General features: G+C 69.0%; 4 protein-coding genes. All 4 read left to right on the top strand.

Annotation, left to right across the window (positions count from 1 at the left end; translation table 11 throughout):
- The coding region (locus INE98_RS08725) for a VOC family protein (protein ID WP_293538267.1) at nt 1-497 on the top strand (497 nt) is incomplete at its 5' end.
- 22 nt (nt 498-519) lie between these two features.
- The gene (locus INE98_RS08720; protein WP_293538265.1) at nt 520-1,158 is read left to right on the top strand and encodes a glutathione S-transferase family protein; all 639 of its coding nucleotides are present in this window, start codon (nt 520-522) and stop codon (nt 1,156-1,158) included.
- Between the two features lie 31 nt (nt 1,159-1,189).
- Complete coding sequence (locus tag INE98_RS08715; protein ID WP_293538264.1) at nt 1,190-2,152, top strand: tripartite tricarboxylate transporter substrate binding protein; 963 nt, start codon at nt 1,190-1,192, stop codon at nt 2,150-2,152.
- The coding region (locus INE98_RS08710; RefSeq protein WP_293538263.1) for a CoA transferase at nt 2,149-3,147 on the top strand (999 nt) is incomplete at its 3' end. The genes INE98_RS08715 and INE98_RS08710, both read left to right, overlap by 4 nt.

Raw genomic sequence — 3,147 nt, 5'->3', positions numbered from 1 at the left:
CGAGCGCGGACAACCAGGCGGCCATCGGGGTCTTCTGCAGGCAACTCGGCTGCCCGCTCGAAAGCCAGCAGACGGACATGGAGACGCAGATCGCCGTCGAGAGCTTCACCTCCGACAAATACGGCGTCGTCTATCACACGCGCCCGCCCGCGATCCTCGGCGGGCTGCGCGTCGCCTTCATCACCGCCGGCGACTGCGAGCTGGAGTTCCTGCAGAATTTCGACCCGAACCAGGATGGCCAGGTGCAGCACGGCAGCGCCGGCAATACGCGCCAGGACCAAGGCGCGATCGCGCGCTATGTCGCCTCCCGCGGTCCCGGCCTGCACCACATCGCCTTCAAGACACCCGACATCGACGCGACGCTCGCGAAGCTTGGCGAGGCCGGGGTGGCGCTGATCGACCGCAAGGGCCGGCCCGGTTCGCGCCGCGCACGCATCGGCTTCGTGCCTCCGGACGCGATGGGCGGCGTGCTGATCCATTTCGTCGAACGCGCGTAACAACACAAGGAAGCCACTCACCATGACCAGCCAGACGCTGCGCATCCTGGGCCGGCCAAATTCCTTCAATGTCCGCAAGGTGCTCTGGCTCTGCGACGAGCTCGGCATTCCCTTCGTGAGGGAGGATTGGGGCCGCGGCTACAAGCCGACCGCCACGCCAGAATTCCTGAAGCTCAATCCCGTCGCGCAGATTCCCGTCGTGCTCGACGGCGACCTGGTGCTTCGGGAATCCCACGCCATCCTGCGGTATCTCGCGACGAAGCATGGTGCGGAGACCCTCTATCCCTCGGCGCCCGAGAAGCGCGTGCGGGTCGAGCAATGGATGGACTGGGTCGCCTACGACCTGACGCACGCCATGCGCGGCGCCTTCCTGGGCGGCCAGCTGCAGGAGCCGCCCTGGAACAACGAATGGTTCGTCGAGCAGGGCCGCAAGGACTTCACCCATTGCATGCGCCTGCTGGACGCGGAACTCGCGCAGGGCTGGCCCTATGTCTGCGGCGCGGATTTCACGCTTGCCGATATTCCGATGGGGCTCGTGGTGAACCGCTGGTTCGCGGTGAAGGGCTTCGACAAGCCCGACCTGCCCGCCGTCAGCGCCTATTTCGAGCTTCTCTCCCAACGCCCGGCCTACCTGAAGCATGGGCGCAACGGACTGCCCTGACCAAGAACCAACGACAAAGGGGAAACGAACAATGACAAGAACATTGCTGCGCTGCGCCGCCGCCATCCTTGGGTTCTGGGCGATGGGCGCCCAGGCCCAGACAGCCTATCCGGACCGGCCGATCCGCCTGGTCATTCCCTACGCGCCCGGTGGCGGCACGGATGCCACCATCCGCGTGCTGGCGGGGCCGATGGGCGAGATGCTCGGCCAGAGCATCGTCATCGAGAACCGCACCGGCGGCGCCGGCACGATCGGCGCCGCCATCGTCGCGCAGGCGCGCCCGGATGGCTACACGCTGCTCGCCGATCCCTCGGCGCATGTCGTGAACCACGTGCTCGTGCGCAACATCTCCTTCAACTACGAACGCGACTTCGCGCCGATCGCGCGGCTCTCGGTCATGCCGCTCGTGCTCATCGTCGCGCCGACCGAGCCGGCGCAGGACCTGCAGGCCTTCATCGCCCGCGCGCGCGCCGAGCGGCTCGCCTGGGCGAGCGCCGGGATCGGCACCGCCTCCCACCTCTCGGGCTTCCTCTTCGTGCAGCGCGCGGGGATCGAAGGGCCCCACGCGCCTTATCGCGGCGGCAGTCAGGGCGCGCAGGCCGTCGTCGCCGGCGACACCGCCTTCAACTTCGCCACCGCGCCCTCCGCGGTCGGCCTGGTGCAGGGCGGACGGCTGCGCGCGCTCGCCGTCTCCAGCGCGCAGCGCATGCCCACGCTTCCCAACGTGCCTACGGTCGCGGAAGCCGCGCTGCCGGGCTTCGAGCTGGTGGAGTGGATCGGGCTGTGGTCGCCGAACGGCACGCCGGACGCGATCCTGGATCGCCTCGCCTCGGTGTCCAGGCAGGCGCTGGAACGGCCGGATGTACGCGAGCGTCTTGCCGCCCTCGGCATGCAGCCCGCCTATCTGCCGCGGTCCGATTTCGCCCGCTTCGTGCCGGCCCAGCGCACGCTGATGACGCGCATTGCGACCGACGCGGGAATCCAGCCGGAATGAGAACGGCCACGGCGCTGGATGGCCTTCTCGTCCTCGACCTGACGACGTTCCTGTCCGGTCCCTACTGCACGATGATGCTCGGCGACATGGGCGCCGAGGTCATCAAGGTGGAGCGCCCGGACGGCGACGAGGCGCGGCGCATGCCGCCCTTCGTCGAAGGCCGCAGCCAGCCCTTCGCCCTGTGGAACCGCAACAAGCGCAGCATCGCGCTGGACCTTAAGGCCGCGAACGACACCGCGCTGCTGTGGAAGCTGGTGGCGAAGGCCGATGTGCTCGTCGAGAATTTCCGCCCCGGCGCGCTGGAGCGCGCCGGCTTCGGGTGGGACGCGCTGCACAGGGCCAATCCGCGGCTCGTCGTCGCCTCTATCTCCGGCTTCGGCCAGAGCGGACCCTGGGCGCAGCATGGCGGCTTCGACATGATGGCGCAGGGCATGTCCGGGCTGATGGCCGGCAACGGTCCGCCGGATGGCGAACCCTACCGCCTGCCGATCGCCATCACCGACCTCGCCGCGGGGATGTTCACCACCAGCGCGATCCTCGCAGCGCTGATGGCGCGCACGAAGACAGGGGTGGGACAGCGCATCGACCAGTCGCTGTTCGAGGCGGGCCTCTCGCTCGGCGTCTACGAGGCCGCGCATGTCTTCACCTTCGGCACGGAGCCCGAGCGGATGGGCCAGCTGCATCGCGGCAACTCGCCCTACCGCGTCTTCAGGACGCGCGACGGGTGGATCACCATCGGCGCCAACAAGGACGCCTTCTGGCGCAGGCTCTGCGAGATGCTGGGCCGGCCCGACCTGCCGGAGGATGCGCGCTTCAGGACCAATGCCGACCGAGTCGCGAACAACGCCTCGCTCGTGCCGCTGCTGCAGGCGGCGCTCGAACGGCAGGACAGCGCGCATTGGCTGGCGGAGCTCGGCAAGGCCGGCATCCCGGCCGAGCCCGTGCTGACCTTCGACGCCGCCATCGCGCATCCGCAAGCCGCCGCGCGCAACATG

It is taken from the genome of Phenylobacterium sp. (assembly GCF_020253645.1).
Taxonomy (GTDB): Bacteria; Pseudomonadota; Alphaproteobacteria; order Caulobacterales; family Caulobacteraceae; genus Phenylobacterium.
The sequence above is the reverse complement of the archived record's forward strand: the minus strand, read 5'-3'. Positions and strand labels throughout refer to the sequence as shown.

Bases quoted from the DNA above. Each gene is read 5' to 3' on its own strand.
- INE98_RS08720 (WP_293538265.1), top strand. From the start codon at position 520: ATGACCAGCCAGACGCTGCGCATCCTGGGCCGGCCAAATTCCTTCAAT.
- INE98_RS08715 (WP_293538264.1), top strand. From the start codon at position 1,190: ATGACAAGAACATTGCTGCGCTGCGCCGCCGCCATCCTTGGGTTCTGG.